The organism is Longimicrobium sp. (genome assembly GCF_035474595.1).
Classification (GTDB): Bacteria; Gemmatimonadota; Gemmatimonadetes; order Longimicrobiales; family Longimicrobiaceae; genus Longimicrobium.
The window spans coordinates 51,289-74,687 of the sequence record NZ_DATIND010000084.1; the positions used below are offsets into that span (position 1 = coordinate 51,289).

Here is a 23,399-nt window from a genome sequence, read left to right on the forward strand (position 1 = left end):
GTTGTGTGCGGACGAGAATGTCTCCATAGTCCGATGGACCTTGGCCGTGAGGATCGCGATGGCTGGAGAACCTGCGTTCAAGCTCGATGACGCCGACGGATTTACCGTGCACGTTCCGAAGGGTCTGGACCGCGACAGCGTTTCGCGGTTCCTCGACTACCTCGTGCTGGAGCGCGCGCGTCTCGAGAGCGAGCTGACCGAAGAAGACGCCGCGGAGATCGCAAACGAAATCGACCGCGCGGTGTGGGAGCAGATTCGGTCGAGCTATGAGGGGGCTTGAGGGTGTCCGCGGCCGCACGGGTGGTCGTGGACACCAACATCTTTTTCTCTGCGCTGATCAGGCCGGACTCGCGCTTCGCACGAACCCTGGTTTCGCCTGCATACGAGTTTTCACGCGGCTGACCTCGTCGTCGTGGAGCTCTTCAAGCACAAGGAGCGAATACTCGCGGCCTCTCGGCTTTCACAGCGCCGCCTGACCGAGGTCTTCCAGACCTACCTGCACCTCACGCACCTCCATAACGTCGTGCTGCTTCCGCCGGAGCACCGGCGGGAGGCACTCAGGCTCTGCACCGGCATCGATGAAAGTGACGCCGGGCACGTTGCGCTCGCGTTGTCGCTGGATGCGCCGTTGTGGACGGGTGATCTGGCGCTGCGCCGTGGACTGGAAGAGCGCGGGTTTACCCGGTTCTTCTCTCCACCCCCTCCGGCTGAATGATGCACCCTCGACCAATTTCAATCCTGACCCCGCTGGATTCCCATCACTGACAAATACGGGTGTGTGCCGAGACCTGTTGGCACGCCCGTTTTGCATGAGCCCCACTGAGCCTCGCGGCATCTGACGGCGCATGCCGCTCCGCCGAACAAACAGGTTGTCCCACGGGACATTCCGTGGTTGATCCGGGCCAGGCGTTCGGGCATCGTTGACCCGGCCACACGCGCCGAAGCGCTCGTGCGGCAGTGTCCCCGATCTCCCATTCTCAAGGAGAAGCGCCATGCCCGGGAAGAAGATCAAGCTGCAGCTGGACGACCTCAACGTGAAGACGTTCGATCCGGTCGTCGACCTCAAGGCGGCGCTGGGGACCGTGCACGGCAACGAGGAGATGCCGCCCTCGTACGACCTCTGCACGTGGGCGTCGTACTGCCCCTCCCGCTGCGGGTTCACCAGCTGCTGCTAGCGTCGCGGCCGCGCTCGAGCCGCGCCGACGCGAAAACCAGCAGGGGGACAGCCAATCGGCCGTCCCCCTGCTGCGTGAGGGGCTGGGAAGAAGCCGGTGAGCCACGAGCGCGCCCCGCTTCCGTCATCCTCCTGCGTTGCTGCCTCTCGCCCGCTACCGCGCCGGATATTCCAGCTCCTCGCGCGTCCAGATCTCGCCGCCGCGGGCGACCAGGCGGACGCGGCGGAGGTTGGCCACGGCGGCCAGCGGGTCGGCGTCGAGCACGACCAGGTCGGCCAGCTTCCCCGGCTCCAGCGTGCCGATGTCGGTGCGCCCCATCGCCCGCGCGGCGGTGCGCGTGGAGGCGACCAGCACCTCCATCGGCGTCATCCCCGCCTCGGCCATCGCGTCCATCTCGCGGAACACCGACGCGCCGTGCAGCGTCAGCGGGTTCCCCGCGTCCGTGCCCATGGCGATGGGGATGCCGGCGTCGCGCACGCGGCGCAGGTTGGCGTACATCACCTGGCGCTGCGCGGCGATGCGCTGGCGGATGGCGGCCACGCGCGCCTCGGGCATCCCCGCCGCGGCCGAGTCGGTGAGCGCCGCCTTGTGGCGCGTGTCGGGGTCCACGCACTCCATCGGCACCCCCACCGCGTCGAAGTGCCGCGCGTACAGCATCACGTATCCGTCCGTCACGGTGAGCGTGGGCGTGTACGTCGCCCCCGCCTGCCGGGCCAGGGCGATGAACTCGTCGTCCACCGGCCGGTCGTCCACCGAGTGCACCAGCAGCCGGGCGCCGGCGCGCAGCGCGTCCTTCGCCTGCCACAGGTCGGTGGCGTGCACGATCAGCGGGATCCCCCCGCGTCGCGCCTCGGCCGCGGCGATGCGCAGGCGCGCCTTGAACTGCGTGGTGTCGGGCGACGGGGGGCCGGCGAGATACCAGATCTTGATGGCGTCGCTGCGGTTGTGCACCATCATCCGCGCGCCCGCCAGCGTGGCCGAGTCGCTCCCCATGAACACGAACTGGCGCGCCGCCGGCACGTTCACCCAGTGGTCGATGGTGGAGAGCAGCGGCCCCGCGGCGGCCACGTGCGGAGCCGCGCTGCTTGCCTCGGCCCGCGCGCGCAGCGCCCACGTCCACGGGTAGCCGCCCACGTCGAAGGTCGCGGTCACGCCGGAGCACAGGTAGCTCCGGAAGAAGCGCTCGGGGTGCTGCTCCAGCACCGCCACCGTGCTGTCGTACGGGAACCGCGCGCGCACGTCCATCGCGTCGGGGCGCCCGTCCGCCCACCCCGTCTGCGAGTAGTGCACGTGCGCGTCGACGAGACCGGGGACGATCCACTTCCCCCGCGCGTCGATCGTCTCGACGTCCGGCGCGACCGTGCACGCGCCCACGCACTCGATCTTCCCGCCGCGCATCACCACCGTCGCGTCGGTCCGCGGCGGCGCGCCGGTGCCGTCCACCACCGTGGCGTGGGTCAGCGCGAACGCGGGCACCGGCTGGTTCCCCGGCGAGGCGAACGCGGTGCTCACCGCCACCTTCCAGCTCCCGTCCGGCTGGCGCACGATCACCCGCTCGCTCACCCCGCGCGAGGTGGAGCCCTGCGTCACGCGGTAGCGGTAGGTGCCGTAGACCACGCCGGGGGCGACGGGAACGACCTCGAAGTGCGTGGCCACCAGCGTGTCCGGCCAGGTGGTGTCGCGCTCGGCGGCCAGCGGCTCGTAGCCGTAGGTCGCGCCGCCGGGGCCCACGCGGACCAGACGCGGGCTCTGCAGGTAGTGGCGCAGGTACGCCGCCCGGTCGCGCTGGTGGATCGCCGCGATGTTGCCGCGGAAGGCGGCCAGCGCCTGCGCCGAGTCCGCCGCGCGCTCGGCCGCGGTCCAGGTGCGCGCTTGGGCGCCGAGGTCCGCCGCCGCCAGCGTGAGCAGCGCGGCCGTCAGGGCGATGCGTCTCATCGGGAGATGCCGTTCAGGGGAGTGGGAGATGGGAAGATCGGGAGAAGACTACGCCCGCCGCCGGCCCCCTGCAATCCGCGCTCGATTCCGGGGTTCGGCCTTGCATCCCCCCCAACCTCGCCACGATCCTTCCGCCCACGCGTCGGTGCCGCCGAATGCGCCGGAATGATGTCCGCGAAGGCGCCGCGAAGGCGGACTGCGTGCCGTTGTAGCCGCGAGTTTTTCAGTCGCCCTTGGGATCCAAGGGGGCGATACGCAAAAGCAGAGGCGAGACGGAATCCCCCGTCTCGCCTCTTGTTTTCCCTGTCCCCTGTAACCTGTCCCCCGGGTCAGTCCGGAATCGCGTCCGCCACGATGAAGTTCAGCGGATCGACCTGCTTGCCGTCGATCTCCACCTCGTAGTGCAGGTGCGGGCCCGAGACCAGGCCGGTGGCGCCGACCAGCGCGATCAGGTCGCCGCGCTTCACCTCCTGGCCGGTGTGCACCAGCAGGCGGCTGGCGTGCGCGAAGCGCGTCACGTAGCCGTAGCCGTGGTCGATCTCCACCATGTTGCCGTAGCCGTTCCCCCTGTTCCCCGCGAAGCGCACCACGCCGTGCGCCGGGGCCATGATCGGCTCGCCCACCCGCGCGGCGATGTCGATCCCCTTGTGCGGGCGGGTGATGTGCAGGACGGGATGGTAGCGGCCGGGGCTGAACAGCGAGGAAAGCGGCCCGCGCGCGGGGGCGATGGTGGGGGTGCTGGCCAGGCGGTCGCGGTTGCGCTGCAGCGCGGTGAGCGCCTGGTCCATGCTGGTGCGCAGCTGGCTGGCCCGGCGCGTCAGCGCGTCCAGCGTGGTCGACGCGTCGCTGATGCGGCCGCCCACCTCGGGGTTCAGGTGCATCAGCGCCTGCTCGGCCACGCTGCGCGTGGTCCCCGTCCGCGGGTCGGACGTGAGCGCGTTCAGCCCGCTCATCACCCGGTACTGCTCGTCCTTCTGGCCCAGCGTCTCGATGGACCGGTTCAGCTGGTCCATCTCCTGGCGCATCTGGTTCACCTCGGCCGCCAGCAGCTCGTTCTCGCGGCGCAGCGACCCGGCACGCACGTGCTGGCTCTGCTTGACGAAGAAGGCGACGGTGAAGGTGCCCAGGAGGAAGACCACGAGGAGGATGGCCGACACGACGGCGCGCACGTCTTTCCACGCGACCTGGAAGGAGCGTACGCGCTCGTTGTCGTGCGGGACGAGCATGAGCGTCCAGCGGGATCCTGGCATCTCTCGTTGGGTGCTGCTGACGAGGCGCCGAGACGGCGTCCCCGATCTGTGTAAGTGATGCGGAGGTGCGATGATAAGCCCACTCCGCGGGGGAGTCAACCTTCGCGTTCCCCCCGGCCCGTGCGGAAGCGCCTCTCGGGCGGCGCGCAAGCCGTTGTGGATCGGCCTTTTGCGCCGCGGATGAGGGGCAGATGAAAGGGTGGCCGGAAGAAGCGTCCCCACACAGCCGCTCCTCCCGTCCACCCTTTCCCCCGCACGGCGTGTCCTCCGCGGCCACGCCGTGCTTCCTTCGCCGGGGAGAAAAGGCAACGACCGTTCCCCCGTCCGCCGACGCGCACAAGATGATGGGGGACAAGAAGATGGCGGGGGATGCGCATGCCCCGCGCGCCTCCCCCGCCGGTGCATCTTGCAGGATCCTTTGCGTCTCGCAATCTGATACTGCGATTCTTGCCGACTGCTACAAAGATGCGGCGCCCGCCATCATCCCCATCTCCGCGGACGCGACCTCGTGGTGGCGCACGAAGGGCTCCAGCGTGAGCAGAAGCTCGTAGTCGCGCGGATAGTAGCGGGCGCGCTCCGGGTCGTCGCCCGCGAAGGCGCGCACGTCGTCCATCCCGTCCCAGAAGGAGACGAAGACGAATTCCGCGCGCCCCTCCCGCTCGCCGCGCAGGATCACGACGCCGCGGTTGCCGGGGAGCGCGCGGCAGTCCTTCTCCCCCGTCTCGCGCAGGTACCGTTCGTATGCGTCCGCGTCTTCCGCGCGCGTCTCGCCGCGCCAGGTGCGTGCGATCATGGCTGTCTCGCTTTCCCGCGCGGGCGGCGCGCGGCTCGGGTGGATGCGGGCGCGGCGGGCGGACGGAGCGCCTCCGCCGGCCGCGGCTGCGCGCGGATGCCGGTGATGACGAGCACCACCGCGGCCACGATGGCCAGCGCCGCCAGCGCCATGCGCCCGGTCAGCGGCTCATGCAGGAAGACGGCGCCCAGCAGGACGGCGACCAGCGGGTTCACGTAGGCGAAGGAGAGCGCGCGGCTGGGCCCCTCCAACTCCACCAGCCAGCTGTAGGCGGTGAAGGCCACCACGCTGCCGAAGACGATCAGGTACAGCAGCGCCCCCGCGGCCACCGGCGTCACGTCGGAGAGCGCCCGGCGCGACGGCTCGCCCGCGATCGCGGAGGCGACCAGCAGGAGGACGCCGCCGCCCAGGAGCGGCATCCCCGCCGCGTACAATTGCGACTTCGGCTTGCGCGGTCCGGTGAAGTACAGCGTCCCCACTCCCCACGCGGCGGCGGAGACGACGAGCACGGCCGCGCCCAGCGGGTCGATGCCGCCCGCGCCCGTCCCCACCAGCAGCGCCACGCCGCCCAGCCCGATGCCCACCCCCGCCCACGCCCGCCACGTCGCGGCGATGACGCCCAGGAGCGAGCCGGCCAGCAGCACCCAGAAGTGCTCGGTGGCGATCATCAGCGCCGCCGGGCCGCTGGCCACGCGCTGCTCGGCCCAGAACAGGCCGCCGTGGCCGATCAGGAAGAACAGCACCCCGGTCGCCAGCGCCGCGGCGGCCTGCGGGCGGCGGGGGCGCTCGTCGCCCCGCGCGAGCGCCCAGCCGAGCAGGATGCCGCCCGCGACCACGGAGCGCACGCCGGCCAGCAGCAGCGGCGGAACGACCGCCACGGCGGTGCGGATGGCCAGGTAGGTCGATCCCCAGATGATCCACGTGGCCGCGTACGCGCCCAGCCGCAGCACGCCGAACGCGCGCACCCGCCGCGCGATCACCGGCACCCCGCGGCCGCACCGCCGAACAGCAGCTCGAGCGGGTGATGCACGCACGGCACCGCGACCCGCCGCGCGCGCTGGGAGCCGGTCGACGGGAAGATGCGGCGGAGCGGGAATCCGGCTTCCGGCGCGGGCGGGGTCAGCCCCGCCGCGGCGTACCACTTCCACCCCTCCACGTACCGCCGCCACAGCGCCGCCAGCGGAGACATCGGCCGCGCCGCCGGCCGCACGCGGACGGCGGTAACGGGGTGAAGCGCGGAGTGAAGGTCCTGCAGGACGATGTCGACTGCGTCGTCGGGATGCATCGTGTGCCTCCTCCTGCCCAGGTATCGTCAACCTTCAAAGTGACGTTTTGAAGGTTAGGAGATGATACCGCTGGACATCTAACCTGTCAAGAGCCATATTAGCGGTTAGTCACCCGATGCAGGATCGCGACCAATGGACGGAATCAACCCCTTCGCGGAGAAGGAGCTGGCGGGCGGGCACCTGGCGCTCGACTTCGCCAACACGCTGGGCCAGCACGAGCCCGAGCCGCTGAGCGAGTGGCTGCACGGCTACGACGACCTGGTGTGGTGGGGCCTCCGCGCGGGCGTCGTCACCAAGCCCGAGGCGGAGGCGCTGTTCGCCGCGGCCCGCGCGCGGCCGGGCGACGCGGAAAAGACGTTCGAGCGCGCCATCGCCTTCCGCGAGGCGCTGTTCCGCGTCTTCTCGTCGCTCGGCGCGGGGGGCATCGCGCCCCCGGCAGAGGTGGAGCGGATGAACGCGGAGCTCGCCGCCGCGGGGGCACACCTGTGCGTCGCGCCGGAGGGCGAGGGATTCGGGTGGGGATGGCGGGGCGAGGGGCTGGACCGGGTGCTGTGGCCGGTGGCCAAGGCCGCGGCGGAGCTGCTGGTGTCGGGGGAGCTGGGGCGGATCGGGGAGTGCGCGGGGGACGAGTGCCAGTGGCTGTACATCGACACCAGCCGCAACCACAGCCGCCGCTGGTGCGTGATGAGCGACTGCGGCAACCGCGCCAAGGCCCGTCGCCACTACCACCGCGTGCGCACCGCCGCGGACGCGGGGTGATCGCCAATTTCGAGAAATCAGTTCGTGCATCCGCGCTGCATCGACTTGACGTCATCCTGAGGCCGGCCACACCGCGCTCCATCCCTGCACTAATGCATGCAGGCCGAAGGATCTATCGCCGCAGCAACACGTGACTCGGCGAGATGCGCTGATTCTTCCGCCGCTTCCGGATGATGCCGGAGTCACGGACGTGGGATGCCGAAGGCGGGTGATGCAGAACCGCTTGTGAAACTCCGAGGCTCACATGCGGGGCGGGTTATGGATCCTTCGGCCTGCAAAGTCTTGCGTGGAAATGGATTGCGGTGTGGCCGGCCTCAGGATGACGTCGGGGGGGATGGATGCGTCGATCGCAGTCCCAACGCACTCACGCACTTCCGCGCCATAAAAGAGAAGGGGACCGGCTTGTGGCCGGTCCCTTCGCGTGTCCGTCCGTTGCGCCACGCGGGCGGGGCGTCAGTGCACCGGGTACGGTTCCAGGCGGCCGCCGCGGGACAGCAGGAGCGAGCTCTCGGCGCCGTCCAGGCGCGAGAAGATGCGGCCGGCGCGCAGCTGCTGCAGGAGCGCGGCCGAGTCGCCGTCGCGCAGGGCGTCGTGGCTCACGTGCAGATAGCGCGCGCTGCCGCCCTCGCGGAAACGCCACACGTGCCGGTTCCCCTCGTCGCGCGAGGCCATGCGCACCGTCTCCCACCGCTTGCGGGCCTGCCGCCGCAGCACCGCGCCGATCTCCCGGGCCACCCGGGCCAGCTTCTGGTGCTCGATCTCGTGATTTTCCATGGGATTCCTTCATCTGCGGGGGAGCGCGTTCGCGGCCCACGGAGCCCCGTCACGCCGCGGGTGCGGGGATGGGAAGTGCCTCCGGGAGCGGTGCGCCACGATTGTATACCCCGCAGTTCGGATTTCGTCCAACCGGATGAGGATGCGCTTGTAGGGGAATTTGCCGACAAGATGCTTGACATCGACTTGCGTGCCGTTTATAAAGATGTCCATTCCAGACGGTCACTTCCCCGTCGGTTGCGACCGGAGCCCGCGCGGCTCCTCCCATCAGGATCCTCCGCAAGCCAGTCCGTTTTCGCTTCGCAGAAGATCGGTTCCGCCCGCTCCATACCGTGTTTCCCTCTCACATCGCCGTTGGCCGTCCCGCGTTCCGGGCCCTCGTGGCCCGTGCCGCCGCGTCCGCGCGTGTGGTTACGGAGCGCTGACGCAGCCGCAGGAGTTCCCCCAGTGTGCGCCCCGCGGGGGCGCCCAGACGCGCCCGGGCGGCGCGACCCGCGAAACGCCGACCGTGCGGAAGGTCCGCACCGGCGCCCCATCCAAAAACGCAGCAGCAGGAGTAGGAGATGGCCCGCTCGACCGGCAAAGTGAAGTGGTTCAACGACGCCAAGGGGTTCGGCTTCATTGAACACGAGGGTGGCAGGGACCTGTTTGTCCACTTCTCCGCCATCAAGCAGGAAGGCTTCAAGACCCTCACCGAGGGCGAGGCCGTGGAGTTCGACATCGTGGAGGGCCCCAAGGGCCCGGCCGCGGAGAACGTGACGCGTCTCGGCGCGAACTCCTGAGCGAGCGGGACATCCTCTGAACGCGCGAAAGGCCGCCTCCGGGCGGCCTTTCGTTTGTTTATTCAGTTCGATCGAAATCTCGGGGCGAAATCAACCGGCGTTCTTCGCCGATTTCGCCGGGGACGTCTGACCGGTGCCGCCAGCGGGAGCCTTGGGAAGCGTCGTGCGATGGCCATGCGGCACGTGCGTCCGCCGGTCCTTCGGCGCATACCCCTCGTTCAGCGGACGGTATCCGCCCTTTTCGGTCCGCCCGAGATCATCCGTCTTGGCCAAGCTCCACCTCCTCTTCAGGAATCGCGAACAATTCCAGATACGTGTACTGGTCCTTGGTGAGCAACACCCCGCGTGAGTCTTCGATCGGCTCGCCAAAACCGTAGCAGCGTTAAAGGAAGCGTCCATCGCGCACCTCCGATATGGGATCAAGGTTGGATGGGCCCGAATGTACACTTTACCCCTTTTGACGCAACTCTCCGTGATTGTAGAATTGCAGTAGTACGGACCCTGAGCGAGCGGGACATCCTCTGAACGCGCGAAAGGCCGCCCTTGGCGGCCTTTCGTTTTCCAGCAGGCTCGGGTGCGCGGTTCACCCCGACATGGCCGCGAGCCCGAACACCAGCACCATCAGCGCCCCGGCTCCGGCGAAGACAAGGCCGACGACCGCGAACCCCACCGGGATCATCCACAGGACGACGGGCGCCTCGATCTCGGCCGACTGGGGGCGCTCCGCCGGGAAGTGGACGGTGATCGGCTGGCCCACCTGGTGCTGCGGCGGCTGCGATCCGATCCGCGACGCCACGGTCATCAGCTTGCCGGAGGGGGCGCGGAACTGCACGACGGGGAAGTAGATCCAGCCGGCGCGCCCGGTCATCCGCCGCACGTCCACCACCACGCCGGGCGCGGCCACCGACGCGGCCGCCTCGCGACGGCCGCGGATGAGCACCTCGGCCGCGGCGCCCATCGCCAGCAGCCCCATCACGATGAACCCGACGCCCACGGCGATCGGTATCCCCATCCCGCATCTCCCGTCGTGAGTCTCCGCACCTGATCTCCCGCCCCAAGCTAACGGCGCGGGGGACCGGCGAGAACGGCCGCGGGCCGGTGGAGGCGAATCGGGGCGATGATTTGCAGGAGATGCGCGGCTTGCGTGGAGCGGCGCCGGGCCGGACGTTGGTCGTTCCGGTTGGCTGGGCGAGCGGAGGGAGATGGAGATCGATGGCCGAGGCGGGAACGCGGGTGCGGGTGGCGATCGTCGGCAGCGGGTTCGGCGGGCTGGGGGCGGCGATCCGGCTGAAGCAGGAGGGGATCACCGACTTCGTGCTGCTGGAGCCCGCGCGCGACGTGGGCGGCACCTGGCGCGACAACACCTATCCCGGGTGCGAGTGCGACGTGCAGTCGCACCTGTACTCGTTCTCGTTCGAGCCCAACCCGGAGTGGACGCGCTCGTTCTCGCCGCAGCCGGAGATCCAGGCGTACCTCCAGCGCGTGGCGAAGGAGTTCGGCATCCTCCCGCACGTGCGCTTCGGCCACGAGGTGCGCGGCGCCGCGTGGGACGACGCCGCGCAGCTGTGGCGCATCGACACCACGCAGGGACCGTACAGCACGCGGGTGCTGGTGATGGCGCCGGGCGCGCTGAGCGACCCGCTCGTCCCGGACATCCCCGGGCTGGACCGCTTCGAGGGGCGCGCCTTCCACTCCGCGCGGTGGGACCACTCGTTCGACCTCGGCGGGAAGCGCGTGGCGGTGATCGGCACCGGCGCGTCGGCCATCCAGCTCGTTCCCGCCATCCAGCCGCGCGTCGAGAAGCTCTTCGTCTTCCAGCGCACGCCGCCGTGGATCCTGCCGCGTACGCAGCGCCGGGTGGGCGAGCGCACGCACCGCGTCTACCGGCGCTTTCCCGCGCTGCAGCGGGGGATGCGGGGGATGATCTACCTGGCGCGCGAGGCGTTCGTGCTGGGCTTCCGGCGCCCGCGGGCGATGCGGCTGGCGGAGAAGATCGCGCGGCGCCACCTGGCGAAGAGCATCGCGGACCCGGCGCTGCGCGCGAAGCTCACGCCGGCCTGGACCATCGGCTGCAAGCGCATCCTCCTCTCCAACGACTACTATCCCGCGCTCGCCCGGCCGAACGTGGAGGTGGTGACGGATCGCATCAGCGCGATCCATCCCCATTCCATCGTCACCGCCAACGGGGCGGAGTGCGAGGTGGACGCGATCGTCTTCGGCACCGGCTTCCTGCCGACCGACCCGCCGCTCGCGCACGCCATCCGCGGGCGGGACGGCCGCGCGCTGACGGAGGTGTGGGCGGGGAGCCCGAAGGCGCACGTGGGGACGACGGTGGTTGGCTTTCCCAACCTGTTTCTGCTGATGGGCCCCAACACGGGGCTGGGGCACACCTCGGTCGTGTACATGATCGAGGCGCAGGTGGAGCACATGATCGCGGCGATGCGGCACCTGGAGCGCACCGGCGCGGCTGCGCTGGAGCCGCGGCCCGAGGCGCAGGCGGCGTTCGTGGACGCGGTGGACCGGCGGATGGCCGGCACCGTATGGACGGCGGGGGGATGCCGGAGCTGGTACCTGGACGGGACCGGGCGCAACTCCGCGCTCTGGCCGGACTTCACCTGGCGCTTCCGCAGGCGCGTGGCCACGCTGGACCCCGCGGAGTACGTGGCGATCCCGCCCCGCGCCGCGGCGGCCGAATGACGGACCGGCTCCGCCTTGCCGACCGCGTGGAGCGGTGGATCTCGCGCGCGCTGGTGCGCCTTCCCGCGCCGCTTCACGTGCGCCTCTCCGGCGAGCCCGCGCACACCGCGGACGGGCAGACGCTGGACCCGCACGTGCAGCTGGTCCGCGCGCTCCGGCGCCGCCGCAACCCGCAGCGGTACGGCCTGACCGAGCCGGCGGTGGAGATCGCGCGCCGCCGCTTCCGCCGCGAATCCGTGCTCTTCCGGGGCCCGGTGACGCCCGTCGGCTCCGCGCGCGACTTCGACATCCCCGGCGGCGCCGGTCCCATCCGCGTGCGTCACTACGCTCCCGCGGAGACGACATCGCCGCCGCCGCTCACCGTCTACCTGCACGGGGGCGGCTTCACCATCGGCGACCTGGACACGCACGACGAGGCGTGCCGCATCCTCTGCCGGCATGGGGGGATGCAGATCCTGAGCGTCGAGTACCGGCTTGCCCCCGAGCACCCGTTTCCGGCGGCGCTCGACGACACGCTGGCGGCGCTGCGGTGGGCGCGGGCGCATGCGGCGGAGCTCGGCGCGGACCCGGCGCGCGTGGCCGTGGGCGGCGACAGCGCGGGCGGCAACCTCTCCGCCGTCGCGTCGCAGCTCACGCGCGGCGAGGCGGGGCGGCCGGTGGCGCAGCTCCTCATCTACCCCGCAGTGGATTCGGAGACGAAGCGGCCGTCGCAGGCGATGTTCAGCGAGGGCTACTTCCTGAGCCAGGCGGACCGCGACGCGTTCGCGCGCTTCTACCTGGACGGGACGGGGGCGAGGGGAGACGACCCGCGCGTGTCGCCGCTGCTGGCGCCCGACCTCGCCGGCCTGCCGCCCGCGCTGGTGGTGACGGCGGGGTTCGACCTCCTCCGCGACGAAGGCGAGGCGTATGCCGCCGCGCTGCAGGCCGCGGGTACCCCGGCGCGGGTGATCCGCTTCCCCGCGCACGTGCACGGTTTCCTGCACATGACCGGCATCTCCCCCGCCGCCCGCGCCGCGATGGTCCGGATTGCGGAGGCGTGGCGCGAGTTGCTGGACGGGCTGGGGGGCGATTCCTCGCCGTAGAGGGGCGAATGGAATTCGCGGCAACAACGGCCCAAAGTCCGCCTTCGCGGACTCCCTCCCCGGCATCGTCGCGGCGCACCGGCCTCGCTCATGGCTTGGCCCGAGCCTTGGGCGCGGGGATGGAAATCCAGACGCGCGAATGCATCCGCCGCGAGTCCGCGAAGGCGGACTTTGGGCCGTTGTAGCCGTGGCTTCAGCCGCCGCCGGGAGGGGGAGGGGAGCTGCTCCGCCGCGCGTAGCGCAGCCGGACGTTGCCCGACGGGAACGGCGTGGCTTCCACGAGGTCCAGCCGCACGCTCGCCGGCACGCCGCTCACCAGCGTGCGGCCGCCGCCGAGGAGGATGGGGGCGACGATGAAGTGGTACTCGTCGATCAGCCCGTGCTCGGTCAGCTGGGAGACGATGCTGCCGCTGCCGAAGATCATGATTCCATTGCCGGGCCGGCTCTTGAGCGCCTCGATCTCCCGCGGGTCGAACTCGGGGAGGAGGCGGGAGTTGCGCCAGGGGACCTCCGTCCGCGTGCGGGAGAACACGATCTTCTCCGCGTCGTTGATCCACTGCGCCATCGCGCGAATCTCGGGCGAATGCTGGCCGGGAGCGTGGGGATTCGCGTCGAGCGCGTGCGGCCAGAAGCTCTCGAACATGTCGTAGGTGCGGCGGCCGAACAGGATGGTGCCGCTGCCGCTCAGGTTCTGCGCGGCCGCGCGGTCCAGCTCCTCCTCAGGCACCACCCACCCCAGCCCGCCATCCGCCGCGGCGAAGTATCCATCCGCCGACACGCGGTCGAACGCCACGATCTGTCTCATCTGATCTCCATTGGTAGAGCCAACCATCTCATGGATGAAGATGGCATGGCGTCGTCGCCCCAATCCGTTTCAATCCCCCATCTGCGCGGCAAAGATGCGCGGGAGGCCCGCCTCTGCACAATCGCAGGAGACGACATCCAGCTCCTTCCCCTGCAACACCTCACCTCACTTCGAGCCGGCTGTTCGCTTTCGATGCGTGAGCGGTCCGGCGGTTGCGGAAATGCGCTGGCTCGTGCGAACGTCCTTCACGGCGCGCACGCTCCAAGCGACGTCATCCTGAGTCGTCCCCGCGCTGCGCGCGTCCGGGCAGGATGAAAGGAGATCGGACGTAGCTCCGATGCCGCAGAGCGAGCGGATCAGCCTCGCGCAGTTTGCGAGGCTTCCCGTAGTTGTTGCTGCGACTTCAGTCGCCGGTGACGGTGGACACAGATGCTTGCAACCCGAAGCAGAAGAACCGCGTGGAGATGATGATCCGAGGCAGGATTTCGCTGGCTTTCGCGGTGGCGATGCTGGCCGCGTGCACGCCCCCGCCGGTCGTGATTCCGCCGCCCCCGCCGCCCCCCGCGCCGGTGCAGACGCCCGAGGAGCTCGCGGCGGAGCGGGTCGCGCGCGCCCGCCAGCTGTGGAGCGAGGGCACCGACCAGGGGCGGCAGGGGAGATGGTTCCAGGCGGAGCGCTCGTACCGCGAGGCGGCTACGCTGGCGCCCGATTCGGCGAAGTACCACCTGGCGCTCGCCAACGCGCTGCTGCAGCAGGGCCGCGACAGCGACGCCGCGAACGCCCTGCTCGCCGGCATCCGCGTGGAAGAGGCCGCGTCGCCCGTGAACCACACGGTGCTGGCGGTGGATTACGAGCGCCTGATCCAGGTCCTGGAGCGCGCCGGCCGGCTGGACGAGGCGCGCACCGCCCGCGAGCGCCAGCGCTTCCACCGCATGATGCGCGACGCCGCGCCGTGAGACGGCGAGGGCCGCGCGCTCCGGCGCACCTCCATCCCCGTCACAATCGTGGAGGGGACGGCGTTCTCCCGGTTGGCGGAGGGGACGCGGCGCGCCGGGTGGCGGGGTGGCGGATTCCAAAGCGGCGGCGGGGTCGATAGGTTTCCGGACGCGGAACACACATCTTCCACGATCCCGGAGACCGACGCCCGATGCCCCAGCTTCCGTCGCGCGAGGATGCCCTCGCGCTGATGCACCAGCACGTGCAGAGCGAGAGCCTGCGCCGCCACATGTACTCGGTCGAGGCCGCCTGCCGCGCCTACGCCCGCCGCTGGGGCGAGGACGAGGAGACGTACGGGCTGGCCGGGCTGCTGCACGACTTCGACTACGAGGAGCACCCGGACGAGCACCCGCTGGCCGGCGTGCCCATCCTGCGCGAGCACGGCTATCCGGACGAGGTGGTGCAGGCCATCCTCTCGCACTACGCGGCGCGGACCGGCGTGCACCCGGAGACGAATCTGCAGCGCACCCTGCACGCCTGCGACGAGATCACCGGCCTGATCACCGCCGCCGCCCTGGTCCGCCCCTCGCGGTCGGTGATGGACCTGGAGGCCAAGTCGGTGCTCAAGAAGATGAAGGACAAGGCCTTCGCCGCGGGCGTGGACCGCGACGACGTGCGCAAGGCGGCCGAGGACCTGGGCGTGGAGCTGTCCGACCACGTGCAGTTCGTGATCGAGGCGATGCGCGGCGTGGCGCCGGAGCTTGGATTGCAGGGAACGAGTGCGTGAGTGCGGAAGTGCGGGAGTGCGCTTGTTTCCCGCGCAGATCCCCGTCCCGCGCGCGCTGGACGCACTTCCGCACTCACGCACTTTTGTTTCTCTGGAAGGAGACCCGATCCCATGAGACTGACGCGGCTGATGTCGGCCGCACTGGCGGTGGCGGCGGTGGCCGGGGTGGTGGCGTGCGGCAGCGACGCGCTGAGCAGCCCGACCGATCCCAACCTGGCCATTCCGGGGGCCGTGCTGGGCTCGTACGGGCTGCTGACCATCAACGGGCAGCCGCTCCCGGCGGAAACGCGCCACGACGCCGCGGGCACCGCGTCCGTCACCGGCGGCGTGCTGACGCTGGGGGGTGGCACCTTCTTCCAGAACCTCACCGTCTCCGAGACCACGGCGGCAGGGCAGACCACCTCGCGCACCTCGGGAACGCAGGGGTCGTTCAGCATGCGCGGCGAGCAGATCCACTTCCAGGGTTCCGACGGCGGGTCGTGGGACGGCACCTGGGCGGGGAACCGGATCGCGTACTCCATCACCGGCAACAACGGCCCCGTCACCTTCGTCTTCATCCGAACCTGACGCGAAGCTCACGAGTAGACGACCAAACGGCCGGGAGCCCATGCTCCCGGCCGTTTCCGTTGAAAACGGGTCGGTTGGGCGGATGCGGGTCAGTTCCGGGCGCAGCCGATCACCGGCAACTGAAGTCGCAGCAACAACGACGGGAAGCCTCGCAAACTGCGCGAGGCTGTTCGGCTCGTCGGCGGCTACGGTGCGTCCTTTCACCCTCCCTGGACGCGCGCAGCACGGGGACGACTCAGGATGACGTCGGGGTGATGCGGCGCGGACACAGGAATTGAATTCCCGGATTGGGGATCAATCCACATACGTCTCGAAGAAACCGGGCAACCTTCCGATCACCCGCCCGTCCACCTCCACGGTGGCGATGCCGCGCATCTGCACGAACCAGCGGCGGCGGGGGCGATGCTGGTCGGTCGCGTGCGCGGCGGCGACGTCGACGGTGACGCGGAAGGCGCGGCGGCGGTCCTCGAAGCGGAAGCGGCGGGGGACGCGGATCGATCCTCCATCCACCGCCATCTCCCGCATCTCCATGAACTCGATGGGGGAGGGGCGATACACCCCACGCACGCCGCGGCCGTCCACCACGTACGCGAAGATCCCCTCGGTGGACGCCGAATCCCCCCGCACCACGCCGTACAGGAGCGAGGTGGCGCTGTCCGACGCCGACCCCCACTCCCAGCTCACGTCGCGCCACACGCCCCAGTTGTGGTCGTGGTACGCCTGCGCGCCGCGGACCCCCTCGCAGCGCGGGAGGCAGACGGTGCCCTCCACGCGGGCGAAGAGCGCGGGCGCCACGTACCCGCTGATGAGCGCGGAGCCGCCGATGTCGGTCGGTGGGAAGTACCGCCGCGGCGCGGGGGTGACGCGGAGCCGCACGCGCGCCCCGCCCGCCGACGCGTCCACGTCGTACGCGCCGCCGTTCAGGCGGACCGAGCCGATGCCGCCGAGCGACAGGTCCGGCGAGAGCGTGTCCATCCGCACCTGCGCATCGGCGACGCGGCTGGTGAGGGCGCGGTGCTCGCCGTTCGGCTCGCGGACGGTCATCAGCACGCCGCCGCCCCACGCGCCCGGCACGCCGATCTTCCCGCCGACCGTGAGCGTGAGGTAGAGCCAGCGGCCGTCGCCCAGGACCACGTTGAAGTAGTGCCACTCGGCCCAGGTGGAGTCGAGCGCCGCGCCGCGCGGCTGGTGGAAGTGGTCAATCTCGCGCAGCAGCTCGTCCTGCGCCGGCTGGCCCCAGCGGCGGTCCGCGTCCGAATCGTCCCACCTTCCCGACAGCAGGCGCGGCGGCGCGCCGGCCGCGCGGGCGCGCGAGGGGATCTCGCCGGTGGCGATCCCCTTCCACGTGCGCCCGCCCGCGAACAGCTCCACCTGCGCCCCGTCGATGATCGGGCTGGCGGCGGCGAAGCCGTGCTCCTCCTTCGCGTGGGGAGATTCGAGGAGGTTGCGGTGGATGAAGCGCGCGTGGTCGATCCCCAGGAAAAGCGAGCCGGTGCCGCCGGACTTCAGCATCTCGGTGCTGACGCCCGCCGGGACGACGGTCACGTCGCCGCCGCCGACCAGCTCCTTGTCGCGCGCCTGCCGCAGCATGGCCTCGCCCACGGCCAGCAGGACGACCATCACCGCCACGCCCAGCGCGTAGCCGGCCAGCAGGAAGGCCGCGCGGCCGGGGCGGTTGCGGATCTCGGCGGCGGCCAGGCGCAGGATCATCGGCCGTCGCTCACGACCAGCCCGTCGGCCATCTCCACCACGCGGCGGGCGCGGCGGGCCACGCCCGGGTCGTGGGTGACGATGACCATCGTGGTCCCGTCGGCGTTCAACCGCTCGAACAGGGCGATGATCTCCTCGCCGGTGCGGCGGTCCAGCTCGCCGGTGGGCTCGTCGGCGAACAGCACCTCGGGGCGGTTGGCGACGGCGCGGGCGATGGCGACGCGCTGCTGCTCGCCGCCGGAGAGGTGCGGCGGGCGGTGGCGGGCGCGGCTGGCCAGGCCCACGTAGTCCAGCAGCTCGCGCGCGCGGCGGCGGCGCTCGGCCTTGGGCACGCCGGCCTCGGCCATCGGCAGCTCCACGTTCTCGGCCGCGGTGAGGACGGCGAGAAGGTGGAAGCGCTGGAAGATGAAGCCCAGCCGCCGCAGCCGGAGGAGCGAGCGCTGGCCCTCGCCCAGGTCGTACAGCCCGGTGCCGAGCAGCTCCACGCGGCCGGAGGTGGGGGGATCGATCCCCGCCAGCACGTTCAGCAGCGAGCTCTTGCCGCAGCCGGAGGGGCCGACGATGGCCACCATCTCGCCGCGCGCCACGCTCAGCGAGACGCCGCGCAGCGCGTGCAGGGCATCGCCCTGGTACGGGTACTCCTTGGTCACGCCGCGCGCCTCGATCACGCGGTCGGGCGATGTGGATTCAGCCATCATGCTCATCTAAACGCAAGTCGGATATCGTCATTAGGAGCAGCCTTCCGATGTTGCCTGGCGCCGCGGCCCCCTCCCCCCGGCCCCCTCCGCCCGCTCCGCGGGGGAGGGGGAGAACTCAACGCGGAGAGGAGTTCGGCGCAACACACCGAGCTTTCCGCCACATCAACCCTCTCCCGTTATCGGGAGAGGGCGAGCGCTCTAAGGCGCGGGGAGAGGGCCCCACGAGGGCCCCGAAGCGAGGAGATGCTTCTCCTGGGCTCGCGCCACTGCTGATTCCATCTCCGCGACATCGCCCGCGCGGCACACCACCACCGCGTCTCGCTCCGTTCGTTGTCCCTGTCCCCTATCCCCTTGCCCCCTCATCACTCCGCCTCTTCCCGCAGCGCCTGCGCGAGCGGCGCGCGGATGGCGCCCAGGCCGGGGATGCAGCCGGCCAGCGCGCCGATGGCGATCACGATTCCCATCGCCAGCGCGACGCGGCGGGGCTCCCAGGCGAAGAACGTCATCCGCGCGGGGATGCCGGGGAAGGAGAGGAGGATGCGGTCCAGCCGCCCCGCCATCCACAACCCCAGCGGCAGCCCGCCCAGGCACCCGATTGCCGCCAGCACCAATCCTTCCGTCACCACCGCCAGCAGCACGCGACGGCCGCGGACCCCGATCGCCCGCAGCGTGGCGATCTCGCCGAAGCGCTCGCGCACGCCGATGGTGATGATCGTCGCCACCAGCAGCGCGGTGACGACCATCGCCACGCTGCCCAGAATGGTCGCGAGCTGGCGGAAGTAGAGGAGGCGCTTGTCCATCTCCCCCATCAGCTCGCGCGTGGAGTACGTCGAAACCTCCGGCACCGCGGCGGCGATGCGCGCGGCGAGCGCGTCGTCGTCCACCCCCTCGCCGGTCGCCACGCCGAAGAGCGAGACCTCGCCCGCGCGCCCCGTGGCCGCCTGCGCATCGGCCAGGGTCATCGCCAGCGAGTGCTCGCCCGCGTAGTCGTACAGGAAGTCGCCCACGCCGCTCACCCGGAAGCGGCGGGTGGCCCGCGCGCGGCCCAGTGTCACGTCCAGCTCGCCCGCCAGCGCCAGCTCGTCGCCCGGCTTCAGCCGCGCGTCGCGGGCCAGCGGCTCGGAGACCACGATCTCGCCGGGGCCCGGCTGGCGGCCGCTGGTCAGCCGGTACAGGAACTCCGAGCGTGGATCGACGCCCACGGTGAACACCGGCTCGCCCGCGCTGTCGCCGCGCACGATGCGGAACTGCGCGCCCAGCACCGGCGCCACCGCGCGCACCCCGTCCACCGCGGCGATGCGGCGCGCCACGTCCCGCCCGTTCTCGATCCCCGCCTCGCTGTCGAACGGGAGGATTCCCTTCGGTGTCACCCGCAGCGAATAGCCGCTGACGCCCAGCAGCTCGCCGAAGCTCACCGTCAGCCCGCTGGCCAGCATGGTCATGTCCAGCAGCAGCGCGGCCGAGACGGCGATCCCCGCCAGCGCCAGCAGCGTGCGCCCGCGGCGGCGGAAGAGCGACTTCAGGAAGGCGGATACGATCACCGCTCCCCCAGCTTCTGCGGGGGGACGGCCACCACGCGCCACGCCGCCAGCGCCCCCGCGCCGACGCCCAGCGCGAGGCCGAGGAGCGCGGCCAGGAGGACGATGTGCGGCGTCACCAGCGCGAACTTCAGCGTGGTGTCGTAGACGGCGGCGTAGTGCGCGTTCACGATCCGCGCGGCCACCAGCCCGATTCCCGCCCCCGCCGCGCTGCCGACCACCGCGATGGCCACGGCCTCGAGGACGATGGCGCGGAAGACGGTGCCGCGGCTGACGCCGATCAGCCGCAGCACCGCCATGTCGCGCCGCCGCTCGTCCACGCGGATGATCATGACGCAGAGGAGGAAGATGGCGCTCGCCAGGATGGTGACGATGCCGATGGCGTCGTGGAAGCGCGAGACGACGCGGAAAGTGGCGCTGGTCTGGTCGGCCAGCGCGGCGCTGGGGATGGCGCGCGTGCCGAACGCCACGCCCTCGATCCATCGCGCCGCCGAGTCCGCCCGCGCCCCGCGTTGGAGGACGACGGCGAAGCGGTCTACGCGGTCCGGCTTCTCCATCACCCGCTGCAGGTCGGGAAGATGGAAGCGCAGCTCCAGCTCGTTGCGCGCGATGCGGTTGGGGTCGGCCTCGCGCTCGAACACGCCCGCGACCACGAACGCGGAGGGCGCCGCGCGGCCCGCGAGCGCCCGCACGCGCACGGTGTCGCCCACGCGCAGCGGCACCGCCTCCGCCAGCCGCCGCTCCACCAGCACCCCGGGCGTCGCCGCGGCGGGCTCGGCGGACGGCGCGGGCGGCGCGGCGATGGCGTGTGTCGGCATCGTCGCGGCGGCGGGTGCGGACTGCTGCTGAGCCGGCTGCTGCGCGAGGCCGAGGGCAAGCACCAGCGCCGGTATCACGCGGTCTCCATCGGATCAACCATGTCCTGAATCTATCTTGGACAAACCCTGTACGCCAACTGCGCAGGATGCGCGCCCAAGCGTTCCCACCGGTATCCCAAATCCAGAGCAGACTCCGCAATATTGCGGTCGGCCGGTATCCCAAGGGCGGCTGAAGCCACGGCAACAACCACGGGAAGCCTCGCAAACTGCGCGAGGCTCCGGGGCTGCAGCACTCGGGCGACGCCGAACTGGTCGTGTTGCACGAACGGCTCCCTCGCAGCCTTCCCGTCGTTGTTGCTGCGGCTTTCAGCCGCTCTTGCGGAGGTGCACGCCGCGTCGCCAGATCCGGTGCGGCATCGTAGGTTGCGAGGTGATCGGGAGATCTCCCGTTCAGACATCTCAATGGAAGCAACGACGGTCGCGCACAGGGATCCGGAGGTGATGAGCGGCGTTCCGGTATTCGTCGGGACGCGCGTCCCCGTGCAGGCATTGCTCGACTGCCTGATCGGCGGAGATTCGATCGACCCATTCCTCGACGGCTTCCCGAGCGTCAGACGCGAGCAGGTGATCGCGTTCCTCGATCAAGCGACCGATGCCCTGCTCGCCGAGCTTCCGCGCGGATGATCGGCCGCCTCCCGATCGCCATCTCCAACCCCGCAGAATCTCACGCGCGAACCTCTGGCTGACGTGCTGGACAGGCGATAGATCCTTCGGCCTGCAAGTTATTCCGTGCAAATCGGTTGCAGCATGGCCGGCCTCAGGATGACGTCTCTCGGCGATTTCGAGGGGTGAAGCGCAGCTCCCGGGCGTCGATGCCGTCCACGGGCGATCAGAGCGTGTCACCCATGTCTCCGAACGCGGAAGTTCCCGCGGACGGATTGATCCGCGGCGGCCGGGGCGCCACATTGCGGGCTGCGGCGTTCATCTCACCCCTCGCGTGCTTCTCCCTTATGCAGGCTGCGACCCTCCACTGCCCCGACTGCGGCGCGCCCGCCGACCCCAGCGCCACCCAGTGCCCGTACTGCCACGCGCGGCTGGCCACCGTGGCCTGCCCGCACTGCTTCGGGCTGGTGTTCCTGGGGATGAAGCATTGCCCGCACTGCGGCGACGCCATCGACCGCGAGGAGGTGGCGGACGATGCGGTCGCGCTCGCCTGCCCGCGTTGCGCCGGCGAGCTGAAGCCGGTGCAGCTCGGCAGCAGCCGCGTGCGCGAGTGCGCCGGGTGCGCCGGGCTGTGGGTGGACAACCAGACCTTCCTGTCCATCTGCGTGGACCGCGAGCGGCTGGCGGATGTGGGGCCGGAGCGCCCGGCCGCCGGAACGTCCTCCGCCGCGGGGGGGATCGACACGCGGGTGAAGTACCTGCGCTGCCCCGTCTGCCGCAGCATGATGGACCGCATCAACTTCGCGCGCGTCTCCGGCGTCGTGGTCGACGTCTGCGCCGACCACGGCACCTGGTTCGACCGCAACGAGCTGCACCGCATCGTGGACTTCATCGCCGCGGGCGGGCTGGACCGGTCGCTGGCGCACATGCGCGACGAGGCGTTCGACCTCCGCCTGAGCGAGGTGATGAGCCAGGTGACCGCCTACCCGCACGGGCCGTGGAACCACGAGCGCGACGCCTGGTCGGCGCTGTTCAGCCACTTCACCCCGCACGCCGGCCGATGACGGACGCCGCGGAGGTGCCGTCGGTGCCCGATGGCGGGGACGAGTTCGATGGCGAGCGGCTGCGGCGCATCTCGCACGCGCTGGGACTTCCGGCCGCGCGGCGCCACATCTTCCTCTGCTGCGACCAGACGAAGCCCAAGTGCTGCGACCACGCGCGCGGGCTGGAGGCGTGGGACTACCTGAAGGCGCGATTGAAGGCCCTGGGCCTCTCCGAGCGCGGCGGCGTGGCCCGCACCAAGGCCAACTGCCTGCGCGTCTGCGAGGGCGGCCCGATCGCCGTGGTCTACCCCGAAGGCGCGTGGTACGGGCGCTGCGACCCGCCGGTGCTGGAGCGCATCATCCAGGAGCACCTGATCGGCGGGCGGCCGGTGGCCGAGTTCCTGATCGGCGCGCGGCCGCTGGACCCCGCGCCCGGCGCCGCATCTCCACTCCCGTGAACCTGCTCCCCGACCTCCCGGCGATGCCCGAGCAGCCCACGCTGGCCACCGAGCGCCTGGTCCTGCGGCCGTTCACCCCGGACGACGCGGACGACGTGCACGAGATCGTGAGCGACCGCGAGATCGCGTACAACACCGCGCACATCCCGCATCCGTACCCCGAGGGGATGGCGGCGGACTGGATCCGGCTGATCACCTCGCGCTGGCTGACGGGCGAGAGCGCGGTGTTCGCCGTGACGCTGCGGCGCGGCGGCGGGCTGATCGCCGCGGTGGGGCTGGAGATCGAGCCGCACCACAAGCGGGGGGAGCTGGGGTACTGGGTGGCGAAGGAGCACTGGAGCGCGGGGTACGCCACCGAGGCGGCGCGCGCGGTGGTGGCGTTCGGGTTCGCGCAGCTGGGCCTGAACCGCGTGCAGGCGCACCACTACTCGCGCAACCCCGCGTCGGGCCGGGTGCTGCAGAAGATCGGGATGGAGCACGAGGGCCGCCTGCGCAAGCACATCCTCAAGTGGGGCGTGTTCGAGGACATCGACCTGTACGGCATCCTGGCCGAGGACCTCGCCCGGACCGAATGACCGGTCGCACGATATGACCGGCGGCACGATATGACCGGCGGCACGATGAAGACGCGGAGAGCGCGGGGGACGAATCCTCCGCGCTCTCCGCGTCTTGTGTGGGCTGGCACCCCTCACCGGCGACTGAAACGCTTGGTGGGAATCACCAAGCGATCAGGTCGGCGAACTGGAGTGCTGGCCGGTCATGCTGGCGGTTGAACCAGATGAGTACGTTGTGCAACGCGATCTTGGCGGCCAAGCGCGCCTTGAATCCCTCGATTCGGTGCGG

At 70.9% G+C, this 23,399-nt stretch carries 27 protein-coding genes; 14 read left to right on the forward strand and 13 right to left on the reverse strand.

The annotated features are described in order from the left end of the window. Positions 1 to 46 precede the first annotated feature (46 nt). The 3 genes from VLK66_RS15270 (at position 47) to VLK66_RS15280 (ending at position 1,175) form a co-directional block, all read left to right on the forward strand. A complete protein-coding gene (locus VLK66_RS15270) occupies positions 47 to 280 on the forward strand; it encodes a hypothetical protein (RefSeq protein WP_325310305.1) in 234 nt (77 codons plus the stop codon). A gap of 96 nt (positions 281 to 376) precedes the next feature. Further along, the gene (locus tag VLK66_RS15275; protein ID WP_325310332.1) at positions 377 to 715 is read left to right on the forward strand and encodes a PIN domain-containing protein; all 339 of its coding nucleotides are present in this window, start codon (positions 377 to 379) and stop codon (positions 713 to 715) included. Between the two features lie 277 nt (positions 716 to 992). Beyond that, positions 993 to 1,175: a hypothetical protein gene (locus VLK66_RS15280; protein ID WP_325310306.1), complete on the forward strand. Its 183-nt coding sequence runs from the start codon at positions 993 to 995 to the stop codon at positions 1,173 to 1,175. A 153-nt stretch (positions 1,176 to 1,328) separates the two neighbouring features. Here the strand turns inward: VLK66_RS15280 and VLK66_RS15285 are convergent, their stop codons facing one another. The 5 genes from VLK66_RS15285 to VLK66_RS15305 all read right to left on the reverse strand — a co-directional run bounded on the left by VLK66_RS15285 (position 1,329) and on the right by VLK66_RS15305 (position 6,438). Beyond that, positions 1,329 to 3,110 (reverse strand): amidohydrolase family protein, encoded by a 1,782-nt coding sequence (locus VLK66_RS15285; protein WP_325310307.1) that lies wholly within the window; start codon positions 3,108 to 3,110, stop codon positions 1,329 to 1,331. Positions 3,111 to 3,439: 329 nt separating this feature from the next. Then, positions 3,440 to 4,360 (reverse strand): M23 family metallopeptidase, encoded by a 921-nt coding sequence (locus tag VLK66_RS15290; RefSeq protein ID WP_325310308.1) that lies wholly within the window; start codon positions 4,358 to 4,360, stop codon positions 3,440 to 3,442. Between the two features lie 457 nt (positions 4,361 to 4,817). After that, complete coding sequence (locus tag VLK66_RS15295; RefSeq protein ID WP_325310309.1) at positions 4,818 to 5,153, reverse strand: antibiotic biosynthesis monooxygenase family protein; 336 nt, start codon at positions 5,151 to 5,153, stop codon at positions 4,818 to 4,820. After that, positions 5,150 to 6,139, reverse strand: a complete 990-nt coding sequence (locus VLK66_RS15300; protein ID WP_325310310.1) for an EamA family transporter — start codon at positions 6,137 to 6,139, stop codon at positions 5,150 to 5,152. Before VLK66_RS15300 ends, VLK66_RS15295 begins: the two co-directional genes overlap by 4 nt. Beyond that, on the reverse strand, positions 6,130 to 6,438 hold the full coding sequence (locus VLK66_RS15305) for a hypothetical protein (protein WP_325310311.1): 309 nt from the start codon (positions 6,436 to 6,438) through the stop codon (positions 6,130 to 6,132). Before VLK66_RS15305 ends, VLK66_RS15300 begins: the two co-directional genes overlap by 10 nt. Before the next feature lie 133 nt (positions 6,439 to 6,571). Between VLK66_RS15305 and VLK66_RS15310 the strand changes: the two genes are divergently transcribed. Then, positions 6,572 to 7,198, forward strand: coding sequence for a CGNR zinc finger domain-containing protein (locus VLK66_RS15310; protein ID WP_325310312.1), 627 nt, complete (start codon positions 6,572 to 6,574; stop codon positions 7,196 to 7,198). Positions 7,199 to 7,651: 453 nt separating this feature from the next. On the opposite strand, the gene VLK66_RS15315 is transcribed toward VLK66_RS15310, so the two are convergent. Then, entirely contained in the window at positions 7,652 to 7,972 is a 321-nt protein-coding gene (locus VLK66_RS15315) for a hypothetical protein (protein WP_325310313.1), read from the reverse strand. 563 nt (positions 7,973 to 8,535) lie between these two features. Between VLK66_RS15315 and VLK66_RS15320 the strand changes: the two genes are divergently transcribed. Further along, on the forward strand, positions 8,536 to 8,754 hold the full coding sequence (locus VLK66_RS15320) for a cold shock domain-containing protein (protein ID WP_325310314.1): 219 nt from the start codon (positions 8,536 to 8,538) through the stop codon (positions 8,752 to 8,754). A gap of 90 nt (positions 8,755 to 8,844) precedes the next feature. Here the strand turns inward: VLK66_RS15320 and VLK66_RS15325 are convergent, their stop codons facing one another. After that, the gene (locus tag VLK66_RS15325; RefSeq protein ID WP_325310315.1) at positions 8,845 to 9,027 is read right to left on the reverse strand and encodes a hypothetical protein; all 183 of its coding nucleotides are present in this window, start codon (positions 9,025 to 9,027) and stop codon (positions 8,845 to 8,847) included. 310 nt (positions 9,028 to 9,337) lie between these two features. Then, positions 9,338 to 9,766, reverse strand: coding sequence for a DUF3592 domain-containing protein (locus tag VLK66_RS15330; protein WP_325310316.1), 429 nt, complete (start codon positions 9,764 to 9,766; stop codon positions 9,338 to 9,340). A gap of 200 nt (positions 9,767 to 9,966) precedes the next feature. Here VLK66_RS15330 and VLK66_RS15335 point away from each other — a divergent pair, with 200 nt between their 5' ends. Together VLK66_RS15335 and VLK66_RS15340 are read left to right on the forward strand one after the other, a co-directional pair. Further along, positions 9,967 to 11,451, forward strand: a complete 1,485-nt coding sequence (locus VLK66_RS15335; protein ID WP_325310317.1) for an NAD(P)/FAD-dependent oxidoreductase — start codon at positions 9,967 to 9,969, stop codon at positions 11,449 to 11,451. Beyond that, positions 11,448 to 12,533, forward strand: coding sequence for an alpha/beta hydrolase (locus VLK66_RS15340; protein ID WP_325310318.1), 1,086 nt, complete (start codon positions 11,448 to 11,450; stop codon positions 12,531 to 12,533). Before VLK66_RS15335 ends, VLK66_RS15340 begins: the two co-directional genes overlap by 4 nt. Before the next feature lie 193 nt (positions 12,534 to 12,726). Here the strand turns inward: VLK66_RS15340 and VLK66_RS15345 are convergent, their stop codons facing one another. Further along, complete coding sequence (locus VLK66_RS15345) at positions 12,727 to 13,338, reverse strand: dihydrofolate reductase family protein (RefSeq protein ID WP_325310319.1); 612 nt, start codon at positions 13,336 to 13,338, stop codon at positions 12,727 to 12,729. Between the two features lie 458 nt (positions 13,339 to 13,796). Here VLK66_RS15345 and VLK66_RS15350 point away from each other — a divergent pair, with 458 nt between their 5' ends. The 3 genes from VLK66_RS15350 to VLK66_RS15360 all read left to right on the forward strand — a co-directional run bounded on the left by VLK66_RS15350 (position 13,797) and on the right by VLK66_RS15360 (position 15,628). After that, on the forward strand, positions 13,797 to 14,294 hold the full coding sequence (locus tag VLK66_RS15350) for a hypothetical protein (RefSeq protein ID WP_325310320.1): 498 nt from the start codon (positions 13,797 to 13,799) through the stop codon (positions 14,292 to 14,294). 191 nt (positions 14,295 to 14,485) lie between these two features. Next, positions 14,486 to 15,061 carry an HD domain-containing protein gene (locus VLK66_RS15355; protein WP_325310321.1) on the forward strand — a complete coding sequence of 192 codons (576 nt, stop codon included), beginning with the start codon at positions 14,486 to 14,488 and terminating at the stop codon, positions 15,059 to 15,061. Positions 15,062 to 15,172: 111 nt separating this feature from the next. After that, complete coding sequence (locus VLK66_RS15360) at positions 15,173 to 15,628, forward strand: hypothetical protein (RefSeq protein ID WP_325310322.1); 456 nt, start codon at positions 15,173 to 15,175, stop codon at positions 15,626 to 15,628. A 294-nt stretch (positions 15,629 to 15,922) separates the two neighbouring features. Here VLK66_RS15360 and VLK66_RS15365 read toward each other — a convergent pair whose 3' ends face one another. The 4 genes from VLK66_RS15365 to VLK66_RS15380 form a co-directional block, all read right to left on the reverse strand. Beyond that, positions 15,923 to 17,338 (reverse strand): hypothetical protein, encoded by a 1,416-nt coding sequence (locus VLK66_RS15365; protein ID WP_325310323.1) that lies wholly within the window; start codon positions 17,336 to 17,338, stop codon positions 15,923 to 15,925. Then, positions 17,335 to 18,033, reverse strand: a complete 699-nt coding sequence (locus VLK66_RS15370) for an ABC transporter ATP-binding protein (RefSeq protein WP_325310324.1) — start codon at positions 18,031 to 18,033, stop codon at positions 17,335 to 17,337. Before VLK66_RS15370 ends, VLK66_RS15365 begins: the two co-directional genes overlap by 4 nt. A 365-nt stretch (positions 18,034 to 18,398) precedes the next feature. Continuing rightward, positions 18,399 to 19,577, reverse strand: a complete 1,179-nt coding sequence (locus VLK66_RS15375; protein ID WP_325310325.1) for an ABC transporter permease — start codon at positions 19,575 to 19,577, stop codon at positions 18,399 to 18,401. Then, positions 19,574 to 20,470, reverse strand: coding sequence for an ABC transporter permease (locus VLK66_RS15380; RefSeq protein WP_325310326.1), 897 nt, complete (start codon positions 20,468 to 20,470; stop codon positions 19,574 to 19,576). Before VLK66_RS15380 ends, VLK66_RS15375 begins: the two co-directional genes overlap by 4 nt. Positions 20,471 to 20,854: 384 nt before the next feature. Here VLK66_RS15380 and VLK66_RS15385 point away from each other — a divergent pair, with 384 nt between their 5' ends. The 4 genes from VLK66_RS15385 to VLK66_RS15400 all read left to right on the forward strand — a co-directional run bounded on the left by VLK66_RS15385 (position 20,855) and on the right by VLK66_RS15400 (position 23,131). Beyond that, positions 20,855 to 21,076, forward strand: coding sequence for a DUF433 domain-containing protein (locus tag VLK66_RS15385; protein WP_325310327.1), 222 nt, complete (start codon positions 20,855 to 20,857; stop codon positions 21,074 to 21,076). A gap of 326 nt (positions 21,077 to 21,402) precedes the next feature. Further along, positions 21,403 to 22,119 (forward strand): zf-TFIIB domain-containing protein, encoded by a 717-nt coding sequence (locus VLK66_RS15390; RefSeq protein WP_325310328.1) that lies wholly within the window; start codon positions 21,403 to 21,405, stop codon positions 22,117 to 22,119. Then, entirely contained in the window at positions 22,116 to 22,556 is a 441-nt protein-coding gene (locus VLK66_RS15395) for a hypothetical protein (RefSeq protein ID WP_325310329.1), read from the forward strand. The genes VLK66_RS15390 and VLK66_RS15395 overlap by 4 nt, the downstream gene beginning before the upstream one ends. Then, positions 22,553 to 23,131 (forward strand): GNAT family N-acetyltransferase, encoded by a 579-nt coding sequence (locus tag VLK66_RS15400; RefSeq protein ID WP_325310330.1) that lies wholly within the window; start codon positions 22,553 to 22,555, stop codon positions 23,129 to 23,131. The genes VLK66_RS15395 and VLK66_RS15400 overlap by 4 nt, the downstream gene beginning before the upstream one ends. The last annotated feature ends 268 nt before the right edge of the window (positions 23,132 to 23,399 follow it).

Bases quoted from the DNA above. Each gene is read 5' to 3' on its own strand.
- VLK66_RS15280 (WP_325310306.1), top strand. From the start codon at position 993: ATGCCCGGGAAGAAGATCAAGCTGCAGCTGGACGACCTCAACGTGAAG.
- VLK66_RS15285 (WP_325310307.1), bottom strand. From the start codon at position 3,110: ATGAGACGCATCGCCCTGACGGCCGCGCTGCTCACGCTGGCGGCGGCG.
- VLK66_RS15290 (WP_325310308.1), bottom strand. From the start codon at position 4,360: ATGCCAGGATCCCGCTGGACGCTCATGCTCGTCCCGCACGACAACGAG.
- VLK66_RS15295 (WP_325310309.1), bottom strand. From the start codon at position 5,153: ATGATCGCACGCACCTGGCGCGGCGAGACGCGCGCGGAAGACGCGGAC.
- VLK66_RS15305 (WP_325310311.1), bottom strand. From the start codon at position 6,438: ATGCATCCCGACGACGCAGTCGACATCGTCCTGCAGGACCTTCACTCC.
- VLK66_RS15310 (WP_325310312.1), top strand. From the start codon at position 6,572: ATGGACGGAATCAACCCCTTCGCGGAGAAGGAGCTGGCGGGCGGGCAC.
- VLK66_RS15315 (WP_325310313.1), bottom strand. From the start codon at position 7,972: ATGGAAAATCACGAGATCGAGCACCAGAAGCTGGCCCGGGTGGCCCGG.
- VLK66_RS15320 (WP_325310314.1), top strand. From the start codon at position 8,536: ATGGCCCGCTCGACCGGCAAAGTGAAGTGGTTCAACGACGCCAAGGGG.
- VLK66_RS15330 (WP_325310316.1), bottom strand. From the start codon at position 9,766: ATGGGGATACCGATCGCCGTGGGCGTCGGGTTCATCGTGATGGGGCTG.
- VLK66_RS15335 (WP_325310317.1), top strand. From the start codon at position 9,967: ATGGCCGAGGCGGGAACGCGGGTGCGGGTGGCGATCGTCGGCAGCGGG.
- VLK66_RS15340 (WP_325310318.1), top strand. From the start codon at position 11,448: ATGACGGACCGGCTCCGCCTTGCCGACCGCGTGGAGCGGTGGATCTCG.
- VLK66_RS15345 (WP_325310319.1), bottom strand. From the start codon at position 13,338: ATGAGACAGATCGTGGCGTTCGACCGCGTGTCGGCGGATGGATACTTC.
- VLK66_RS15355 (WP_325310321.1), top strand. From the start codon at position 14,486: ATGCCCCAGCTTCCGTCGCGCGAGGATGCCCTCGCGCTGATGCACCAG.
- VLK66_RS15360 (WP_325310322.1), top strand. From the start codon at position 15,173: ATGAGACTGACGCGGCTGATGTCGGCCGCACTGGCGGTGGCGGCGGTG.
- VLK66_RS15365 (WP_325310323.1), bottom strand. From the start codon at position 17,338: ATGATCCTGCGCCTGGCCGCCGCCGAGATCCGCAACCGCCCCGGCCGC.
- VLK66_RS15370 (WP_325310324.1), bottom strand. From the start codon at position 18,033: ATGGCTGAATCCACATCGCCCGACCGCGTGATCGAGGCGCGCGGCGTG.
- VLK66_RS15385 (WP_325310327.1), top strand. From the start codon at position 20,855: ATGGAAGCAACGACGGTCGCGCACAGGGATCCGGAGGTGATGAGCGGC.
- VLK66_RS15390 (WP_325310328.1), top strand. From the start codon at position 21,403: ATGCAGGCTGCGACCCTCCACTGCCCCGACTGCGGCGCGCCCGCCGAC.
- VLK66_RS15395 (WP_325310329.1), top strand. From the start codon at position 22,116: ATGACGGACGCCGCGGAGGTGCCGTCGGTGCCCGATGGCGGGGACGAG.